Origin of the sequence: Oerskovia enterophila (assembly GCF_044748475.1) — a bacterium.
GTDB lineage: Bacteria > Actinomycetota > Actinomycetes > Actinomycetales > Cellulomonadaceae > Oerskovia > Oerskovia enterophila.
On sequence record NZ_JBIVFZ010000002.1, the window covers coordinates 361,222 to 378,652 of the forward strand.

The 17,431-nt window shown below is 72.1% G+C and carries 18 protein-coding genes and 1 tRNA gene; 5 read left to right on the forward strand and 14 right to left on the reverse strand.

Annotated elements, in window-relative coordinates:
• Nucleotides 1–65 precede the first annotated feature (65 nt).
• The 4 genes from ACIPWA_RS06225 (at nt 66) to ACIPWA_RS06240 (ending at nt 2,277) form a co-directional block, all read left to right on the forward strand.
• The gene (locus tag ACIPWA_RS06225; protein ID WP_082848739.1) at nt 66–704 is read left to right on the forward strand and encodes an ArsR/SmtB family transcription factor; all 639 of its coding nucleotides are present in this window, start codon (nt 66–68) and stop codon (nt 702–704) included.
• A complete protein-coding gene (locus ACIPWA_RS06230) occupies nt 701–928 on the forward strand; it encodes a hypothetical protein (protein WP_068624377.1) in 228 nt (75 codons plus the stop codon). Before ACIPWA_RS06225 ends, ACIPWA_RS06230 begins: the two co-directional genes overlap by 4 nt.
• Before the next feature lie 108 nt (nt 929–1,036).
• Complete coding sequence (locus tag ACIPWA_RS06235) at nt 1,037–1,672, forward strand: ClpP family protease (protein WP_056645766.1); 636 nt, start codon at nt 1,037–1,039, stop codon at nt 1,670–1,672.
• On the forward strand, nt 1,672–2,277 hold the full coding sequence (locus tag ACIPWA_RS06240) for an ATP-dependent Clp protease proteolytic subunit (RefSeq protein ID WP_056645763.1): 606 nt from the start codon (nt 1,672–1,674) through the stop codon (nt 2,275–2,277). Before ACIPWA_RS06235 ends, ACIPWA_RS06240 begins: the two co-directional genes overlap by 1 nt.
• Before the next feature lie 102 nt (nt 2,278–2,379).
• Here ACIPWA_RS06240 and ACIPWA_RS06245 read toward each other — a convergent pair whose 3' ends face one another.
• Both ACIPWA_RS06245 and ACIPWA_RS06250 read right to left on the reverse strand, forming a co-directional pair.
• The gene (locus ACIPWA_RS06245) at nt 2,380–3,144 is read right to left on the reverse strand and encodes a DUF6882 domain-containing protein (RefSeq protein ID WP_400288841.1); all 765 of its coding nucleotides are present in this window, start codon (nt 3,142–3,144) and stop codon (nt 2,380–2,382) included.
• A 179-nt stretch (nt 3,145–3,323) separates the two neighbouring features.
• On the reverse strand, nt 3,324–3,749 hold the full coding sequence (locus ACIPWA_RS06250; protein WP_082608448.1) for a helix-turn-helix domain-containing protein: 426 nt from the start codon (nt 3,747–3,749) through the stop codon (nt 3,324–3,326).
• Between the two features lie 154 nt (nt 3,750–3,903).
• On the opposite strand from ACIPWA_RS06250, the gene ACIPWA_RS06255 reads away from it, so the two are divergent.
• Nucleotides 3,904–4,299, forward strand: coding sequence for a VOC family protein (locus tag ACIPWA_RS06255; RefSeq protein ID WP_400288845.1), 396 nt, complete (start codon nt 3,904–3,906; stop codon nt 4,297–4,299).
• A gap of 26 nt (nt 4,300–4,325) precedes the next feature.
• Here ACIPWA_RS06255 and ACIPWA_RS06260 read toward each other — a convergent pair whose 3' ends face one another.
• The 12 genes from ACIPWA_RS06260 to ACIPWA_RS06315 all read right to left on the reverse strand — a co-directional run bounded on the left by ACIPWA_RS06260 (nt 4,326) and on the right by ACIPWA_RS06315 (nt 16,961).
• A complete protein-coding gene (locus ACIPWA_RS06260; protein ID WP_400288848.1) occupies nt 4,326–4,595 on the reverse strand; it encodes a hypothetical protein in 270 nt (89 codons plus the stop codon).
• Between the two features lie 196 nt (nt 4,596–4,791).
• Nucleotides 4,792–4,865: transfer RNA gene (locus ACIPWA_RS06265), tRNA-Leu, on the reverse strand.
• A 113-nt stretch (nt 4,866–4,978) separates the two neighbouring features.
• Nucleotides 4,979–5,833 carry an oxygenase MpaB family protein gene (locus ACIPWA_RS06270; RefSeq protein ID WP_400288851.1) on the reverse strand — a complete coding sequence of 285 codons (855 nt, stop codon included), beginning with the start codon at nt 5,831–5,833 and terminating at the stop codon, nt 4,979–4,981.
• A gap of 173 nt (nt 5,834–6,006) precedes the next feature.
• Complete coding sequence (locus ACIPWA_RS06275) at nt 6,007–7,566, reverse strand: NAD(P)/FAD-dependent oxidoreductase (RefSeq protein ID WP_400288854.1); 1,560 nt, start codon at nt 7,564–7,566, stop codon at nt 6,007–6,009.
• A gap of 201 nt (nt 7,567–7,767) precedes the next feature.
• Nucleotides 7,768–9,171: a DUF1129 domain-containing protein gene (locus ACIPWA_RS06280; RefSeq protein ID WP_400288857.1), complete on the reverse strand. Its 1,404-nt coding sequence runs from the start codon at nt 9,169–9,171 to the stop codon at nt 7,768–7,770.
• Entirely contained in the window at nt 9,171–9,503 is a 333-nt protein-coding gene (locus ACIPWA_RS06285; RefSeq protein WP_056645746.1) for a PadR family transcriptional regulator, read from the reverse strand. The genes ACIPWA_RS06280 and ACIPWA_RS06285 overlap by 1 nt, the downstream gene beginning before the upstream one ends.
• 181 nt (nt 9,504–9,684) lie before the next feature.
• On the reverse strand, nt 9,685–10,638 hold the full coding sequence (locus tag ACIPWA_RS06290) for a Ppx/GppA phosphatase family protein (RefSeq protein ID WP_068624357.1): 954 nt from the start codon (nt 10,636–10,638) through the stop codon (nt 9,685–9,687).
• 68 nt (nt 10,639–10,706) lie between these two features.
• Nucleotides 10,707–11,225: a DUF501 domain-containing protein gene (locus ACIPWA_RS06295; RefSeq protein WP_400289652.1), complete on the reverse strand. Its 519-nt coding sequence runs from the start codon at nt 11,223–11,225 to the stop codon at nt 10,707–10,709.
• A gap of 198 nt (nt 11,226–11,423) precedes the next feature.
• A complete protein-coding gene (locus tag ACIPWA_RS06300) occupies nt 11,424–12,362 on the reverse strand; it encodes an FtsB family cell division protein (protein WP_400288860.1) in 939 nt (312 codons plus the stop codon).
• Between the two features lie 234 nt (nt 12,363–12,596).
• Nucleotides 12,597–13,877 carry a phosphopyruvate hydratase gene (gene eno, locus ACIPWA_RS06305; protein WP_068624355.1) on the reverse strand — a complete coding sequence of 427 codons (1,281 nt, stop codon included), beginning with the start codon at nt 13,875–13,877 and terminating at the stop codon, nt 12,597–12,599.
• A gap of 182 nt (nt 13,878–14,059) precedes the next feature.
• Nucleotides 14,060–14,866, reverse strand: coding sequence for a nucleoside triphosphate pyrophosphohydrolase (locus ACIPWA_RS06310; RefSeq protein WP_400288864.1), 807 nt, complete (start codon nt 14,864–14,866; stop codon nt 14,060–14,062).
• Between the two features lie 67 nt (nt 14,867–14,933).
• Complete coding sequence (locus ACIPWA_RS06315; protein WP_400288867.1) at nt 14,934–16,961, reverse strand: carbohydrate-binding module family 20 domain-containing protein; 2,028 nt, start codon at nt 16,959–16,961, stop codon at nt 14,934–14,936.
• Nucleotides 16,962–17,431: the final 470 nt, after the last annotated feature.

Below are 17,431 nucleotides of genomic sequence, written 5' to 3' on the forward strand. Positions count from 1 at the left end.
GGTTCCAAAGAACTTCTTGCAAAGAAACTCTTGCAAAGAGATCTTTGCATCGCTACGGTGGTGTCATGCCCACGAACCACGAACCCGAGCAGGCACCCGAGCCCCGCACTCAGCGGCCCGTCGGCCCTGACGCGCTCAAGGCGCTGTCGCACCCGTTGCGGATCCAGATCCTCGATCTCCTGGGGCACCACAGCGCACTGACAGCGAGCGGTCTGGCCGAGCTGCTCGGCGAGTCGAGCGGCGCCACGAGCTACCACCTGCGCCAGCTCGAGCGTCACGGGTTCGTCCAGGAGGTCCCGGGCCGTGGCACCGCCCGCGAGCGCTGGTGGGAGCGGGCGCCCGGCGGGTTCACCATCGAGCTGCCCGACGACGAGGCCGCGGCGGGCGACGGCAACCAAGGCGCCGTCGTCGCGACGCTGGCGGTCAACCGCGAGTTCGAGGCCATGCGTCAGCGCAAGATCATGGACTTCCTCGACAACGCCCGCACCCTCGACCGCGCGTGGCTCGACTCGGGCGCGACGCTCGCCACGATCAACATGTGGCTCACCAAGGAGCAGCTCGCCGAGGTGCAGGCCGAGTGGCAGCGCTTCAGCGACACGGTCCTCGACCGGTTCGCCGGTCAGCAGGACACCCCCGGGGCCCGCCCCGTCCAGGTCCACTTCAACGCGTTCCCCCTGATCAACGGCAAGGAGAACCCCTCATGAGCACCTACGCACCGACCCACGCCGACCTCCGTTCACCGTCCCTGCGCGCGCTGCGCCCGAGCGACCGGTTCCTCGTCGTCACGGGCGCCCGGCTCACGACCTGGGGCGAGCGCCGCGCAGCCTCGCACGCGCTGCGGCTCGCCCGCCGCACCGGGCTCGACGCCGCCGCGGACGACCGGGCACAGCTCGCCGCTCGTCTGCACGAGGGCCGCTCGATGGTCTGACCGGATCCCGCGGTGCGTCGTCGCACCGCGGATCCCGTCTGCCGTCGGCAGATCCGCCCTCGGCAGATACCCCGACCTCGCCCTCCTCCCCCGCGAGATGGTCGAGGCATGACGAACCAGCCACCGCTCCTGCGGACCGAGGCGGCCCCGCCGCCCAGCTCCCCCTTCGACGACCAGCTCGCGTCGCGCCTGCTGCACCAGCGCATCGTGGTCCTCGGCACCGCCGTCGACGACGCCGTCGCGAACCGCGTGTGCGCGCAGATCCTGCTGCTCTCGGCCGAGGACCCGCGCGCCGACATCGCGCTCTACATCAACTCGCCCGGCGGCTCGGTGAGCGCGGGGCTCGCGATCTACGACACCATCCAGCTCGTCCCCAACGACGTCAGCACGCTCGCGATGGGCTTCGCCGCGAGCATGGGCCAGTTCCTGCTGTGCACGGGCACCGCGGGCAAGCGCTACTCGCTCCCCCACGCGCGCATCATGATGCACCAGCCGTCCGCCGGGATCGGGGGGACGGCCGTGGACATCGCGATCCAGGCCGAGAACCTCGAGTACACCAAGGGACTCATGCACCGGCTCACGGCCGAGCACACGGGCCAGACCACCGAGACCGTCACGGCCGACAGCGACCGCGACCGCTGGTTCACGGCCGAGCAGGCCCTCGCCTACGGCATGGTCGACCACGTCGTCACGTCGGTCGACGACGTCCGCCCCACCGCCCACTCCCGGAAGGTCGGCCTCTGATGTCCACCTACACGATCCCGACGGTCGTCGAGCGCACCCCGCTCGGCGAGCGCGCGTTCGACGTCTTCAGCCGCCTCCTCTCGGAGCGCATCATCTTCCTCGGAACAGAGATCGACGACGGCGTCGCCAACGTCGTCATGGCCCAGCTCCTGCACCTCGAGTCGGACGCCCCCGACCAGGAGATCGGCCTCTACATCAACTCCCCCGGCGGGTCGATCACGGCGCTCATGGCCATCTACGACACCCTGCAGTTCATCCGCTCGGACGTCTCGACGATCTGCATGGGTCAGGCCGCGTCGGCCGCCGCGGTGCTGCTCGCCGCGGGGACGCCCGGCAAGCGGTTCGTGCTCGAGCACTCGCGGGTCCTGCTGCACCAGCCCTCGGGCGGCGCCGAGGGCACCATCTCCGACCTGACGCTCCAGGCCCAGGAGATCCTGCGCCTGCGCGCGGAGACCGAGCTCGTCCTCGCACGGCACACTGGCCAGACCGTCGAGCGGCTGCGTGCCGACACCGACCGTGACCGCATCTTCACGGCCCACCAGGCCGTGGAGTACGGGCTCGCCGACGCCGTGGTGACCTCGCGCAAGCTGCCGGTCGCGGCGTAGGTGCGTGGCGCCGTCGGGCACGGTGGTCCCCCTGCCCGACGACGTCGCTCACCTCCCGCGCCCGGGTCGCCCGCGCGGTGAGCAGGACGGGCGGAGGGAAGGCTACTTCTTGCGGCCGAACCAGCCACGGCGCTCGGGCCGCTCGGGCGGCGGCGCCGGCGCGGGCTCCGGCTCCGGGGCGGCCGTGAGCGTCGCGGACAGGTTCGTCAGGCGACCGTGACCGTCGAACGCGACCGCCACCTCGCCGTCGGACGCACCGACCACAGCCGTCTGCTCGTCGAGCCACCGGATGTCGAGGCCGCGCAGGACCGCGTACGCGCGCACCGCGCGGCGGTGGTCGGCGACCGTCGTGCTGCCGATCCCCTCCGGGATCACGCGCAGGACCCGCGGGACCGAGGCCGGCGGGAGCTCGAACCGCGGGTGGGTCAGCAGGAACCACGCGCACGTCCCGCCGCCCGTGGGAGCCGCGAAGTGCGTGAAGTGGCCCGTGACGGCCTTGGCCGCGAGCGCGAGCCGGTACGGGACCGCGTCGGTCAGGAGGATCTCGGCCGTGCTCAGCTCGAAGATCCCTCCCGAGACCCCGCGCTGGTGGACGTGCTCGGCCGCGGCCACGACGCCCTCGGGGAAGTTGTTCACGTTGTGCCAGCCCCACAACCAGCTCTGCGTCCCCGGGGCCGCGGTGCCCAGGAAGTGCGCCCCGCACACCAGCGGGATCTCGCTGTGGAACGTGAGCGTGCCCGCCTCGAGGTCGGCGTCCCACGCCGACTCGCCACCCAGCTCGGCGAAGTGCGCCTGGTGCTCGGTCGAGAGGATCACGGCTCGGTCGACGAGGTCCTGGAGGGTCGGGGCCGGGTTCGTCTGCGACATCCGTTCAGCACACCACCGACCGGACGCGGGCGCGCGGCGAAACGGACAGATCGCCGCGCGGGAGGGGGCGATTCACCCTCGGCGGAATCGGTGGCTCGCCGGAGCGCGCGGCCCGCGGGGCGAGGGGACGAGGCGGGCCCGGCCGGGGACGGCGCGGTGGACGGGGTGAGCCGAGGCGATCAGGCCGCGAGCAGCAGGACCGTCGTCGTGGACACGCTCTGGCGTGACGACGCCGTCCTGGCGGGAGCCGGACCCAGCGCGTGGAGGTCGCGCGCGGCACGCGGCCGCGAGGTGAGGCTGCGGCGCTCGACGCCCGCACGGCGGTTCGCCTCGGCGTCGAACTCGTCCTGGCTGCGCGCCAGCAGGTCGACCACGCGCAGGCCGAGCGCGCGGCAGATCGCGGCGAGCACCTCCGAGGACGCCTCCTTGCGGCCGCGCTCGACCTCCGAGAGGTACGCGGTCGAGACCTGCGCCGCGAGGGCGACGTCGAGCAGCGTGCGCGCCTGCTCGGTGCGCTCTGCCCGCAGGATCCCGCCCACGACGTGGCGCAGCAACGGTTCGGCGGTCCGGCGCTCGAAGAGCACCACCTGGCCTGCGGCTGCCATCGCGTGCTCCTTCGTCGCGGTCGCGGGCTCGGCGGCCCTCGTCCCCTCAACCTAGCGCCGACCCACGCCCGGGATGCCCGCAGGAGTGGCTCGTCTGCTGCTGGCGTAACGTGGGAACGACTCCGAGGTGACCTTCGCGAGAGGCGGCCCACCGATGTTCCGCACGCTCTTCCCCATCCTCACCACGACCGACCTCGACCGGGCGCTCGTCTTCTACCGCGACCTCCTGCGCGGCACCGTGACGTACCAGTTCCCCGCTGACGGTCCCCCCGTCTACGTCTCGGTCGCCGTGGGCGACGCGTCGCTGGGGATCGGGGTCGACCGCGAGAGCGCCGACGTCGGGCACACGCACCTGTGGGTCACGGTCGACGACTGCGACCAGGCCGTGTCGCACCTGGCCGCAGCCGGGGTCGTCGTGGTCTCGCCGCCCGAGGACCAGCCGTGGGGCGAACGCGTCGCCCGCGTGCTGGACCCCGACGGGAACCAGGTGTCCCTCGGCCAGGAGGCCGCCGAGGCCCCGGAGCCGGACGGGCCGACGGGGTTGTCATAGTGCCAGCGGTGGACGGCCCGCTGCGATCACCGTTCGAACCACCAGCGACGGTCGGGCGGCACGGTCCACCATCCGCTCGCAGGTGGCTCGACCACGAAGGCGCCGCTCGCCAGGATCCTGGCATCGAGGGACGCGAGCAGACGCCGGAGCTCGCGGGCAGGGCCTCGTGGCATGGCATGGGCGGCGCGCTCGAGGTCGATGCGTCCTTGGTAGACGTCGGGGCTGCATCCGCAACAGTCCGACGGCCACCTCCCCTGGCGCGCGACCGTCTCCAGGAGGGCGAGGTCAGCGGACAACGCGTTGGGCCAGAAACGACGAGATTCCAGCCGTGCGATGGCTGAGTGGACCGAGCCGGACAAGCGGCCGTCCTTCTTCAGGCGATCGGATCGCCGAGGCATGGTTCGATGCGCTCGAACCTGCGATGGGGGCCTACGCGGCACAGCCCTTCGGGGGGATGTTCATGGGGAGGATCCTGCCATACGAACTCCGAAGTGCCCCCACTGGGACTCGAACCCAGACTGCGCCGATTTTAAGTCGGCTGCCTCTGCCGATTGGGCTATAGGGGCCTGGGTGAGGATATCCCGGCGACGGCCCGGTCGACCGGAGCGCCCGTCCGGCGCGGCTGTCCCCGCCGGCAGCGGCGCAGCGTGGCTCGGCCGAAGCAGCCCGACTCGTCCGGCTACGACCCCGCGAGCGCCCAGCGGATCGCCTTCGTGACCGTCCGGCCACCGGCGCGGACGAGCACCGACTCGCCCCGCATCGGCCACCGCACCGGGATCATGCGTCGTGACCACGGGGGCAACGACGCGACCGAGGCCGCTCCCAGCGCCGCATACGGGCCCCGGGCGAGGAACGGGAGAGGCGGCTCGGACAGCAGGAAGCGAGCGACGTCGTCGGACTCGGTGGTCCTGGCGAGCTGTGGGCGGAACTCCTCGAAGGCCCGCGCCAGCTCGGCGCGCGAGCGCGGCGGGTCCACGGCCCCGAGCCGGTCCGCGATCGTCGCGGCCTGGGCCAGGTACTCGTCGCAGCCCGCGGCGTCGAGCGGACGCTCGCCGTAGCGCTGGTGCGCGGCGAGGAAGCTGTCGGCCTCGGCCACGTGGACCCAGCGCAGCAGCCAGGGGTCGTCGGCCGCGTACGGGCGTCCGTCAGAAGCTGTGCCGCGCACGCGGACGTGCACCGAGCGGACCACGTCGATCGCCTGCTGCGCGTGCTCGACCGTCCCGAAGGTCGTGACCGCGAGGAAAGTGCTCGTGCGGGCCAGGCGACCCCACGGGTCGCCCCGGTACCCCGAGTGCGCCGCGACCGCCGCCATGGCGAGCGGGTGCAACGACTGGAGCAGCAGGGCCCGCAGCCCGCCCACGAACATCGACGCGTCGCCGTGGACGCGCGCGATCGCCGAGTCCGGTGCGAACCAGCGCGGGCCCGGGGTGTCGTGGATCCGGGAGCGCTCGGCCGGGCCGTCCGGCCCCGCGACACGCTCGAACAGGGCACGGCCCGCCCGGGACCGCAGGTCGTCGACCATGCGAGTGCTCACCCGTCCATTGTGCGCGCCGCCGCGCACGGCAGGGGATCCCGCGGCCACAGGTACACGGGTGGGGCACGCGCCCCGGCCGAGGCCGCCCCGGGAATCAGCCGGTCCAGCCCGGGAACGCCGAGAGGGCGGCCCCTTCCGGGACCGCCCTCTGGACGTGCTGACGTGCGGGTGACTCAGGCCTTGGTCGCGGCCTTCTTGGTCGCCTTCTTCGCGGGACCGTGGCCCGCCTCGGTGCCCGCGGCCTCGGTGGGAGCAGCCTCGGAGGACTTCGCCTCGCCGCCGCCCGACTCGGCCTCGGCGGCCGACGACACGGCCTCCTGCTTGACGGGCTCGCCCGCAGCCTTGGGCGGCACGGACGCCTGGCGGAACTCCGCGCGCGGGTCGTGCAGCGAACCGAGCGAGACGAGCTCGCGGCCCATGAGGAACTGGCCCATCCAGCCGATCGCGATGCGGATCTTGCGGTTGCCCGTGGGCATCGCCATCACGTGGTAGCTGCGGTGCATGGCCCAGGCCAGGAAGCCCTTGAGCTTGAAGATGCCGAACAGCTCCGCGACACCCTTGTACAGGCCGAGCGAGGCGACCGTACCGACGCTCTTGTGCTTGTACTCGACGGGCTCGTCGCTGTGCAGCACCGCGACCAGGTTGTCAGCGAGGCGCGTGGCCTCACGGATCGCGTGCTGAGCGTTCGGCGGGCAGAACTTGCCGGGGTTCAGCAGGTCCGGGACGGCGGCGCAGTCGCCCGCGGCCCAGGCGTCGGGGATGACGTTGCCGTCCTCGTCCGCGACCTGGAGCGTCGGGAGCACGATCACGCGGCCGAGCTTGTCGACCGGCAGGTCCGAGCTCTCCTTGAGGACCGGGTTCGCCTTGACGCCCGCGGTCCACACGATCGTGTCGGTGTCGAACTCGACGCCCGTCGAGGTGACGACGTGACCGTCGACGCACGACGACAGGAACGTGTTGAGGTGGAACTCGATGCCACGCTTCTTGAGCTCTTCGAGCGCGTAGAGGCCCATGGGCTCGGAGACCTCGGGCAGGATGCGTCCCGAGCCCTCGATCATCACGAAGCGCAGGTCCTCGGGGTTGATCGTCGGGTAGTTGCGGGTCGCGTAGCGCGCCATGTCCTCGATCTCGGCGATCGCCTCCATGCCGGCGAAGCCGCCGCCGATGAAGGCGAACGTGAGCATGCGCTTGCGCATGTCCTGGTCCCAGGTGGACGACGCGACGTCCATCCGGTTGATGACGTGGTTGCGGACCGCGATGGCCTCTTCGACGTTCTTGAAGCCGATCGCGTTCTCCGCGAGGCCCGGGATGGGCAGCGTGCGCGAGACCGAGCCGAGGCCGACGATCAGGTGGTCGTAGGAGACCGAGTAGTCGTCGCCCTCCTCCGGGTGGATCGTGATGTTGCGCCCGGCGTGGTCGATCTCGACGACCTTGCCCTGGAGCACGTCGACGCCCTTGAGCGCACGGCGGTGGGGCGCGACGACGTCGCGCGCGTCGATCGACCCGGCGGCGGCCTCCGGCAGGAAGGGCGCGTACGTCATGTACGGGCGCGGGTCGACGACGACGATGGCCGCCTCGCGCTTGCCGAGCTTCTTGCGGAGGCGGCGGGCCGAGTACAGACCGACAGAGCCGCCACCCAGGACGATGATGCGAGGGACCTTGCGGGGACGCGGCGACGCAGCGCTGTCCGCGTTCTGGGCAGGGGTGACCGAGGTCAGGTCATTCTGAGGCATGAAACCAGAGTATTACCGTCTTCAACTTCTTGGTGAACTTCTGTCCGATCCGTGGGCGTGACAACCTTCACAAGCGGCCGGGTTGCGCGTCGTTTGGGGGCGGTACGGCCGTTTTGGCGAGGGTTGCGAGGTGGTGAAGATCGAGGTTCGCCAGGCGACCGACGGGGGTCGCCCGACGAACCTCAGGTCGAGGACCGGAAGTCAGCCGCCCGACGACGCAGCTCCCGTCGAGGCCTCGAGCACCGGGCGGGCGGTGGCCGGGGAGGGCGCGCCCGGGCCCCGTCCCGACGGCGTCGCGGTCCCCTCGACCGACTGGTCGGCCGGGGTTTCGCCGCCGGCCGGAGCCTCCGGAGAGGCCGGGGACTCGGGGGCCGACGGGTCGGGCGCAGCGTCAGGCGACGCGCCAGGGGTGGTCGCCTGTCCGCTGCCGCCCGTCGAGGGCACCAGGAGCGGCTGCGCCTGCAGGAAGGGCGACGGCATGGACCGCGGCTGCTCGCCCTCGAGCGGCACCGGCCGCTCGGAGCCGTCCCACTCGACAGCGTCCTCGGGCAGCCCGCGCAAGGGGTACACGTTCCAGCGCTCGCGACCGTCGGTCGAGAACGACGGCTGGAAGTACCAGCCCTGCTCGAAGTCGGGAAGGGTCCAGGCCTGCGTGGTGCCCTCACCCGTGATGGTCCGCACGGGTCGCCCCTGGTCGTCGAAGATCTGCACGTCCTGGAGCGCCTGTCCGCTCGCGTCGTAGACGAACAGGTTGCTGACCTGCGAGCCGTCGACGAACACGCCGCCGCCGCCGTCCGTGCTGACGTCGCTCGCGCTGTAGCCGGGACGGCCTTCACGGAGGCCGTCCTGATAGCCGTCCCGGTAGGATCCGGACGGCTCGGCGTACAACCCGTTGAGCTCGTTGTTCGCCCCGAAGGCTGCACTCAGGAAGACCGGCACGGCGACGACGACCGCGACGACGTTCACGACCTTGCGCAGGGCGTGGACCGCGCGCCAGCGCAGCCACCGGCCTCTCCCCCACTGCACGCTCACGACGATCGCCGCCAGCAGGAGCAGGCGCCAGAAGGGCACGCGCGGCACCAGGGCGAAGCCGGTCGAGAAGCCGAACCAGGCATGGAGCACGAGAACGACGACCCACGCCCGCAGCACCCACCACACGGGACGGAGCACCGCAGCGAAATCCAAGAACGCGGCCCACTGCGAGGTGGACGTCACCGGAGCCCACAGGGACTTCCACCCCGACTCGAAGATCCCTCCGAGCACGAGCAGGCGTCCGCGCACCCCGATCCGCGGGCGGGGCCCCGGTGCTGCGGGATCCAGACCGGCCGCAGACCGGAGCTCGGCGGCGTACTCGGCGGCCGGACCGAAGCGTGCGGTGACGTCGAGGAACGAGGTCGCTCCGCCGTCGGGCACCTCGCTCCCCGCAGGGACGGGCCGCAGCGCACCCGGCATGTCGGCGAGCGCCTCCGCGAGGTCCGCCTCGAGGCCGTCAGTGAGGTCGTCGACCTGCTCGGGCGACAGGTCCGCGAGGTGCGCGCGGACGTCTGCGGCGTAGCGGTGGACCTGGTCGAGGATCACGGCCTCAGGGCTCATGGTCGTGGACATCACGCGGCTCCTTCCGAGGTCCCGAGGAGGCCGGTCAGCGTGCCGGAGAACTCCTGCCACTCCTTGCGCTGGGTGTCGAGCATGGCCCGCCCCTGCGCGTTGATGCCGTAGTACTTGCGGTGCGGGCCCTCGTCGGACGGGACCACGTAGCTCGTGAGCATCCCGCCCGAGTACAGGCGGCGCAGCGTGCCGTAGACCGAGGCGTCGCCCACCTCGACGAGCCCCGCGGCCCGCAGGCGACGCACGACGTCGTACCCGTACCCGTCCTCGTCCGCGACGACGGCGAGGACCGCCGCGTCGAGGACGCCCTTCAACAGCTGTGTGGTGTCCACCCTGACTCCCTGCTCGACCGACTCCTGTGCGGCAGACACTACTACGCTAACCGCACTACCTGGCAGAGTGAACTACCGCGTGTCGCGCTCCTCATTGCACGCGCTCGCCAAGAAGTAGATGCCCCTGGATCACGCGATCCAGGGGCATCTACTCACTTCTCGGTGGGAGACTCCGCGAACCTCACGCGATCGACAGCGCGATCCCGTCCAGGATGTCGTGCTCGCTCGTCACGACCGACGTGAGCTCGCCGCCCGCGGCCGCGACGTCGTCGCGGACCCGGCGCACGACCTCTGCCCACACGAGCGCCCCCGCCCCGATCACGTCGATGCGACCCGGGTGCATGAAGCCCAGCGCCTCGCGCTCGGCGCGCGTGCGACCCAGCAGGTCCTCGCACGCGGTCAGCGTCTGCTCGACCGTCAGCACCGCGCCGTCGATCCGGTCGCGGTCGTAGCGCTCGAGGCCCAGCGCGTGCGCGGTCACGGTCGTCACCGAGCCCGCGAGCCCCACGAGCGTCGCGGCCTTGCCCAGCGGGACGGTCTGCGTCGCGACGTCGAGCGCGGCGCGCACGTCGGCCCGCGCCGCCGCGATCTCCTCGGCCGTCGGCGGGTCCGAGCGCAGGTGGCGCTCGGTCAGGCGCACGCACCCGACGTCCATGGACCACGCGGCCTCGGGCGCGTCGGTGCCGAGCACGATCTCGGTCGACCCTCCTCCGAGGTCCACGACCACGAACGGCCCCTCGTGGTGCGCCGCGACCACGCCGGTCGCCCCGCGGAACGACAGCTCGGCCTCCTCGTTCCCGGACACGACCTCGGGCTCGACGCCCAGGCGCGCGAGCACGCCCTCGACGAACTCGCCGCGGTTCTCCGCGTCGCGCGTGGCCGACGTCGCCACGAAGCGCGTGCGCGTCGCCCCGAGCTCCTCGATCACGGCCGCGTACTCGGCCGCCTGGTCGAGCGTGCGGGCCAGCGCCTCGGGAGCCAGGCGTCCCGTGCGGTCGACGCCCTGACCGAGCCGCACGACCTCCATGCGGCGGTCGAGCTCGGTCAGGACGCCCGTCGTGGAGTCGACGTCGGCGACGAGGAGGCGGATCGAGTTGGTGCCGCAGTCGATCGCGGCGACACGAGAAGAAGTCATGGCATCAAGGGTGCCATCCCTCGCGCTGCCGACGGGCGCTCGGCCCGCCCGTGGACCGGCTCAGGAGGTCAGCAGGTGCAGCGGTCCGCGCGCCACGAGCCGGAGATCATGACGAGCGCCTCGTCGCCGAGCGGGTTCACCCCGGGGCCGGCAGCGAGCGCGTGGCCCACCAGCACGTGCAGGCACTTGACGCGCACGGGCATGCCACCTGCGGAGATGCCCGCGATCTCCTCGACGTGGCCGAGCGACTCGCGCGCCGCGAGGTAGTGCTCGTGCGCGCGGGCGTAGGCCGCCGCGAGCTTCTCGTCCTGCGTGAGACGCTCCGACATCTCCTTCATCACACTGTTCGCCTCGAGCGTCGAGGCTCCTGCGACCGCTCCCGGGCTCGTGAGGTAGTAGGTCGTGGGGAAGGGCGTGCCGTCGGGCAGGCGCGGGGCGGTGTGCACCACGAGCGGGCGGCCGCACACGCAGCGCGCCGCGATGCCGACGACGCCGCGCGCCGGACGCCCGAGCTGCTCCTGCAGGACCTCGAGGTCCTCCGGGGTCACCTCGGGGCGGGACCGGTCGGCCTGGGGGACGACGGGCACGGCGTCGGTGCCGTCGGTAGCGGCCGTGGACTTGCCCGAGGGGTTCCCCGGGACCGGGACGTCGCCCAGGTCGGAGGCTGCGGGGTACGAGTCGTTCACGAGAGGTTCCGTTCTGCGGCGTGCGGTGCTGGTCCGGCGCCGGGTACCGGCGCCCTCCCATTGTCCCCGCTCCCCCGGGTGGTTCTGCAATCCGCCGGGTCAGCCCGTGGGCGTCGCGGGATCGGTCGGGGTGTCGGTCGCGGGCGGCGGGGGCTGCACGCTGCCCGCGGGGTCGACCGTCGCAGGCTCCGGCTGCTCTCCCGCGAGCTGGACCGAGCGCCACAGCGAGCTGTACCAGGGCGCCCCGGCGTGCCCCGCGACGTCGACCGGTCCGTCGGTCACGACCTGCCCCGTCTCCGGGTCCAGGTCGTCGACGACCGTGTCCGGGTCGACGACCCGCCACGCCCGCTCGCCCGGCATGACGTAGCTGAGCCGGTCGCGCGCCTGCGCGATCACGTAGGCCTGGTCGTCCCACCGGCCGAGCTCGACCTCGAGCTCGTCGCGCGTCGCCTGCGCCTCGGCCACGTCGGCCCGCAGCGCGCGGAGCTCGCCCGTCTGGTTGACGTAGGCGCGCACGGTGGGCAGCAGGAGGATCACGGCCAGGAGCACGACGACGGACATCACCAGGGCGCGGACCGTCACGACCTCGGGGAGCAGCAGGCCGTACCTGCTCCGGCGACGGTCGGCGAGCGCGGGGGCGCGGCCCCCCGCTGCACCGCGAGCACGAGGGGTCCGGGTGGTGGAGGCCTTCGCCGCCCCGGAGCGGGCGGCCGCCCCGCCCGGGGCCGGGGGCTTCTTCGTGGAGCTCTTCGCCGAGCCCTTCGCCGCGGCGGACGCCGAGCCGGCCGGCTTCGTGCCCGGGGACTTCGCGGACTTCCCCGGCGACGCAGCCTTCGTCGGCTTCGCGGTGCCCGCCGCCCCCGGCTTGCCCGACGCCGGGCCCGACGTCCCCGCGTCGGCGCGCGACGTCGTCGGGCTGGAGCCTGTGCTGCGGGCGCGGCCCGACGACGAACGTCCGTCCCCGCGCGATCCCCCCGCGCCACGGCCGCCCGGGCGCGCCGAGGCGCCAGGGGTGGACGGGCGGCGGTTCGAGGGCATGGTGCCGATTGTGCCGTCCCGCGGTCCCCGCCCGCCGCAGGGTCCGCGGCGTGCCGGGCAACGTGGTCGGATCCACACCAAGCGTTCACAACCCGCGCCGCCCCGACCCGTCGCGGCAGGCACTCGTGGGGGCGTGCAGGACCCCGGACGCGCGGACGCCCGGCGGTTCCGAGGAACCACCGGGCGTCCGGTTGCCGACCGCGATCAGACCGCGGCTAGCAGGTGAGCGTCAGCTCACGCCTTCCAGCGCGGGAACGCCGAGGCGCCGGCGTAGCGTGCCGCGTCGTCCAGGGCCTCCTCGATGCGCAGGAGCTGGTTGTACTTGTTGATGCGCTCGCCACGGGCGGGGGCACCGGTCTTGATCTGGCCGGCGTTGGTCGCGACGGACAGGTCGGCGATCGTCGTGTCCTCGGTCTCGCCCGAACGGTGCGAGACCATCGCGGTGAAGCCGTTGCGCTGCGCGAGCTCGACGGCGTCGAGGGTCTCCGAGAGCGTGCCGATCTGGTTGAGCTTGACGAGCAGCGAGTTCGCCGACTTGAGCTCGATGCCCTTGGCGAGGCGCTCCGGGTTGGTGACGAACAGGTCGTCGCCGACGATCTGGACCTTGTCGCCGACCTCGGCCACGAGCTGCGACCAGGCACTCCACTCGTCCTCGGACAGCGGGTCCTCGATCGAGACCAGCGGGTAGTCCGCCACGAGCTGCTTGTAGTAAGCGATGATCTCGTCCGAGCTCGTCGCCTTGCCCTCGAACTGGTACGCGCCGTCCTTGAAGAACTCGGTCGCGGCGACGTCGAGCGCGAGGCCCACGTCGACGCCCGGCTTGAAGCCGGCCTGCTCGATCGCGACGAGGATCAGGTCCAGCGCGTCGCGGTTGCTCGGCAGGTTGGGGGCGAAGCCGCCCTCGTCGCCGAGGCCCGTCGCGAGGCCCTTGCTCTTGAGCACGGACTTCAGGGAGTGGTAGACCTCTGCACCGGTGCGCAGCGCCTCACGGAAGGACGTGGCGCCGATCGGGGCGACCATGAACTCCTGGATGTCGACGTTGGAGTCGGCGTGCGACCCACCGTTGAGGATGTTCATCATGGGGACGGGCAGGACGTGGGCGTTGGGGCCACCGACGTAGCGGTAGAGGTCCAGGCCCGAGCTCTTGGCAGCGGCCTTCGCGACGGCCAGCGAGACGCCGAGGATGGCGTTCGCGCCGAGCTTGCCCTTGTTCGGGGTGCCGTCGAGGTCGATCAGCGCCTGGTCGATGAGGCGCTGGTCCTCTGCCTCGTAGCCGATCAGCTCGGGGGCGATCTCGTCGATGACCGCGTTGACCGCGTTCTCGACGCCCTTGCCCAGGTAGCGGGACTTGTCGCCGTCACGGCGCTCGACGGCCTCGAAGGCGCCGGTCGAGGCACCCGAGGGGACGCCTGCGCGCGCAAAGGTACCGTCGTCGAGAACGACCTCGACCTCGACGGTGGGGTTTCCGCGCGAGTCGAGAATCTCGCGTGCTCCAACGGCTTCGATGCTTGCCACGGTTGCTCCTTCAGGCTGCTTCCAGGTCCGGAGCGCAGGGCAGGCGACGATGGCGGTCGGGCGCGTCCGGGGTTGTCGCAACCCAGCCTAGTGGTCGGGAACACATAGTGCTCCCGCCGTCGGCACGTGGACACGATCGCCCGCATGTCGACCGTCCACGCCCGCCGGAGCGCCGGCGTGCGTCACCCACGGGGCGCGCTCGCGCTCCTCTCGGTCGCGACGATCGCCCGCTCGACCTCGCGCAGGGCACCCCGCAGCGCCGTCTCGGCGTCCACGCCGTCGGCCTGCGCGCGGCGCACCACGTCGAGCAGCTCGCGCCCGTACGCCCGCTCGGTCGCGTCCTCGGGCGCGGGGCGGTTCTCGTCCTGGTCGCCCGCGGCTGCGCCGCCCCCCGTGCCCGACGGCGCCGCTCCCCTCCCCGGCCGCGCCTCGCCCGGGGCGAGGGTCGGGACCGACGGGGGCTCCGTCGTCGGGCCGGAACCCGACGTCACCCCGGCGCGCTCCGCGCGGGACAGGACCTTCTGCGCGCGGGCCAGCGCACCCTGCGCGAGCGGGATCCCCTCCAGGACCGACTCGCGCTGCTTCTCCTGCTGCTTGATCTGGTCCCACTGGGCGTACAGGGCCGCGTGGCCGTCGCCCGTCGCGACCGCGGTGTCCGCGAACACGTGCGGGTGCCGCCTGACGAGCTTGGCGACCAGGTCGGCCGCGACGTCGTCGACCGTGAACGGGTCGACCGGGTCCTCGCTCGCGATGCGCGCGTGGAACAGGACCTGGAGCAGCAGGTCACCCAGCTCCTCGCGCATGCCCGCGCGGTCGCCCGTCTCGATGGCCTCGGCGAGCTCGTGCGCCTCCTCGAGGAGGTAGCGGACCAGGGTCTCGTGCGTCTGCTCGCGGTCCCACGGACACCCGCCGGGCGAGTACAGGCGGTCCATGACGGCGACGGACTCGCGCAGGGGGTCGACGGGGCTGGAGGGCTCGCTCGTGGTCATGCGCCCATCGTAGGGACGACGGACCGGAGGGCCCCCGGACGGGGACCCTCCGGACTGCCTGCTGCGGCTACCTCCAGGTGTCGTTCAAGGTCACGGCCCCGTTCGCCCCGACCGTCGCGGTGCGGTTGGCACCGCTCTCCCAGACCACGTTGCCCGCGCCGTCCTTCTTGACGTACTTGTACTCGAAGGTCGTCCCGGCGGGCAGGTCGAGCGTGAGCTTCCAGACGGGGTAGCTCGCGGCCGAGAGCGGCTTGGCCGAGGCGGGTGCCCACGAGCCGAGGGCCGTGATGCTGCCCACGACGTAGACGCTCTGCCCCAGGACCGTGGTGGCGTCGACCGAGAAGCTCGCGTCGCCCTCGGTCTCACCGGGCCCGCCGCCCTCGGTCCCTGCGCACGGGTCGCCCGCGGTCACGACGCCGCCCGAGACCTGGACGTGCCGGCCCGTGAGGCTGAAGTCCTTGCCGCCGTTGTTGTCCCACGTGCCCGAGCCGTTGGTGAACGCGGCCGTGACGGTGGCCCCGTTCGCGGGGATCTCGCGCGAGACCCAGCCCGTGCAGGCTGCGGTCATGTCGACGCCGGGAGCCGTGGTCCAGGCGCCCGCACCGATCTTGTAGTGGACCTTGTACGCGCTCCACCCCTTCGAGGTCGAGTAGTAGACGGTGGTGGCGGAGGTGGTCGGGCAGTCGACCGTGCACGGCGTGCCGCCGGTCTTCCCGACGTGCAGCGCGAGAGCCCCGTACGCGGGCACCGTCGCGGTGAACGTTCCCGAGGAGCTCACGGTGTACGTCGTGGAGCAGTCCTTGCTCGCCACGACGTCGCAATAGGTGTTCGCGGGCAGCGACGTCTGGTAGGTGCGCGTCACGGCCGAACCGGTGTTGTTGATCGCCACGTACCCCTTGTCACCGCGGCCGTAGGCGATGTTGTTGTTGCCGTCGTCCCACCAGTTCGTCACGGACGTGCCCTCGACCGTGTTGTGGAAGCCGACCATGCCCGCGATCTCGGTCCAGCGCTGCGTGCAGGTCCAGGCGCTGCTGGAGCAGCTCGCGTCGGGGACCGAGCTGTTGGTGGCACCGGGCGCGCCCGCGTCCTTGTCGGTCCACGTGTAGCCCGTGTAGACCGAGGGTGAGCCGTAGGGCCACGAGAGCATGAACGCGTTGGCGAGCTTGTACTTGGCGCCCCACTTGTAGTTCATGGTCTCGCCGTTGCGCTCGGTGTCGTGGTTGTCGACGAAGACCCCCGCACGATCGGAAGCGAGCTTGTTGTCGGCGATGTAGCGCAGGTCCTTGATGCTCCCGTCGAACCTGCTCTTGAGGTCTCGCGCGTAGTTGAACTCGTGCGAGTCCCCGCTGCCCAGGTACTCGGAGGGCTGGATGGGCTCGCCCGCGGCCCCGATGACCTCGTGGACCCAGTAGACGTTCGGGTTGGTGAGCTTGGCCTTGATGGCCTCGAGGTCTGCGGCCGGGATGTGCTTGGCCGCATCGATGCGGAAGCCCGCGACGCCCAGGCCGAGCAGGTCGTTCATGTAGCCCGCGATCTTGCCGCGCACGTAGTCGGAGCTGGTGCGCAGGTCCTGGAGCGAGACGAGACGACAGTTCTGGACGTTGTACCGGTCGCCGTAGTTGGTGATGTTGGCGCGGCAGTCGTTGAAGTCGTTCGCGCCGTACGGGACCCCGGGGAAGCTGTCGACCGAGTAGCTGGTCCCTCCCGTGCCCGTGCCCGAGCCGGTGTCGGCGCCCGCCGTGTGGTTGACGACCGCGTCCACCACGATGCCCACGCCTGCGGTCCTGCAGGTGCTGACCATGTTCTGGAACTCGGCGCGGTTGCCGAGCTTGGACTCGATCTTGTAGCTCACGGGCTGGTAGGAGGTCCACCACGCGGTGCCCTGGATGTGCTCCTGGGGCGGGGAGACCTGGACGTATCCGAAGCCGGCCGGTCCGATCGTGCTGGTGCACTCGGCGGCGACCGCGTCCCACGTCCACTGGAACATGTTGAGGACGACGTTCCCCCGACCGTTCTCCGACGCGACCACGGGCGAGGGCGTCGGGGCCTTGGCCGAGGCGGGTACCGCCCCGGCGACGAGGCCCGAGGTGAGCACGGCGAGCGCCGTGAGCCCGGCGAGGAGTCTGTGCCGTGAGTTCCTGCGGACCGGTCTGGTTGTTCGGCTGAGCATCATTGCTGCGTTCTCCGTTCGGTGCTGCGCACAGCCCCGCGTCGGTGCGTGGCTGCCCGTCCGCGCCCCGGCGTCGGTGCCGGGGCGTTACCGCTCCCCCTGTCCCCCTGGACCGGCCTGACCGCCGGCCGAACCCGCGCCTGTCACCATTGCAGAGAATTGCGGGTTCTTGCTGAAAGATTACACAGACCCCAGGGACGTGTCTCCCTTTCCGGACATGCAAGAAGGTTGCGGGTTGTCGGGCAGTGCAGTTCAGGCGCCACGAGAGAGAGGGTTGGGGGGGGGGGCGGGGGGGGGCGGGCGGGGGGGGGGGGGGCCCCCCCCCCCCCCCCCGGGGACCCCCCGGGGGCGCGCCCGCGCCCCCGGCGGCCCCCCCCCCCCGGGCCCGGGGGCCC

Bases quoted from the DNA above. Each gene is read 5' to 3' on its own strand.
- ACIPWA_RS06225 (WP_082848739.1), top strand. From the start codon at position 66: ATGCCCACGAACCACGAACCCGAGCAGGCACCCGAGCCCCGCACTCAG.
- ACIPWA_RS06230 (WP_068624377.1), top strand. From the start codon at position 701: ATGAGCACCTACGCACCGACCCACGCCGACCTCCGTTCACCGTCCCTG.
- ACIPWA_RS06235 (WP_056645766.1), top strand. From the start codon at position 1,037: ATGACGAACCAGCCACCGCTCCTGCGGACCGAGGCGGCCCCGCCGCCC.
- ACIPWA_RS06240 (WP_056645763.1), top strand. From the start codon at position 1,672: ATGTCCACCTACACGATCCCGACGGTCGTCGAGCGCACCCCGCTCGGC.
- ACIPWA_RS06245 (WP_400288841.1), bottom strand. From the start codon at position 3,144: ATGTCGCAGACGAACCCGGCCCCGACCCTCCAGGACCTCGTCGACCGA.
- ACIPWA_RS06250 (WP_082608448.1), bottom strand. From the start codon at position 3,749: ATGGCAGCCGCAGGCCAGGTGGTGCTCTTCGAGCGCCGGACCGCCGAA.
- ACIPWA_RS06255 (WP_400288845.1), top strand. From the start codon at position 3,904: ATGTTCCGCACGCTCTTCCCCATCCTCACCACGACCGACCTCGACCGG.
- ACIPWA_RS06275 (WP_400288854.1), bottom strand. From the start codon at position 7,566: ATGCCTCAGAATGACCTGACCTCGGTCACCCCTGCCCAGAACGCGGAC.
- ACIPWA_RS06280 (WP_400288857.1), bottom strand. From the start codon at position 9,171: ATGTCCACGACCATGAGCCCTGAGGCCGTGATCCTCGACCAGGTCCAC.
- ACIPWA_RS06290 (WP_068624357.1), bottom strand. From the start codon at position 10,638: ATGACTTCTTCTCGTGTCGCCGCGATCGACTGCGGCACCAACTCGATC.
- ACIPWA_RS06300 (WP_400288860.1), bottom strand. From the start codon at position 12,362: ATGCCCTCGAACCGCCGCCCGTCCACCCCTGGCGCCTCGGCGCGCCCG.
- ACIPWA_RS06310 (WP_400288864.1), bottom strand. From the start codon at position 14,866: ATGACCACGAGCGAGCCCTCCAGCCCCGTCGACCCCCTGCGCGAGTCC.